This is a genomic window from Mesorhizobium sp. M1163, assembly GCF_040318415.1.
Classification (GTDB): domain Bacteria; phylum Pseudomonadota; class Alphaproteobacteria; order Rhizobiales; family Rhizobiaceae; genus Mesorhizobium.
Map to the genome: position 1 here is coordinate 1 of NZ_JAMYMF010000112.1, position 654 is coordinate 654.

1 protein-coding gene is annotated in these 654 nt (G+C 63.0%); it reads left to right on the forward strand.

The features are described from left to right. Nucleotides 1-555: IS256 family transposase (locus NKH43_RS35245; protein ID WP_352862066.1), on the forward strand; the 555-nt coding region annotated here is incomplete at its 5' end. Nucleotides 556-654 lie beyond the last annotated feature (99 nt).

Consider the following 654-nt stretch of genomic DNA (forward strand, 5'->3'; position numbering starts at 1 on the left):
CTCAAGAATCGCGGGCTCGCCGGCGTCGAGTTCGTCGTCTCCGACGACCATCCGGGGCTCAGGGCGGCAATCCGCGAAGTGCTGCCCGAAGCGGTCTGGCAGCGCTGCTACGTGCACTTCCTCAGAAACGCGCTCGACTACGTGCCGCGCAAGGTCGACGACGATTGCCTGATGGAGCTCAGATGGTTCTACGACCGGCGCGACCTTGCCGAGGTCAAACGCGACCTGGCGCAGTGGATCGCCAAATGGCAGGCCAAATACCCGAAGCTGGTCAACTGGGTGGAAGACAACATCGAGGAGACGCTGAGCTTCTATCGGCTGCCGCTTGCCCACCACAAGCACATGAAGTCGACGAACATGCTGGAGCGGCTGAACCAGGAGATCAAGCGGCGCACCCTGGTCGTTCGCATCTTCCCCAACCCGCGGAGCTGCCTGCGGCTGGTTCGGGCATTGGCGGTCGAGATCCACGAGAACTGGCTCGAGGCGACCCGCTATCTCAACATGGATCATCTGCGCGAGCACAAGAAGGAGAGCCTGAGAGCATTGGCCGCCTGAGCACCGCCGTGTGTCCGCCGCTCCGCTAAACACGGGGGCTGCGCGGCGGACACGCCGACGTCACAGCTACTGCCACGCCATTTTTGCAGAACTTGACGC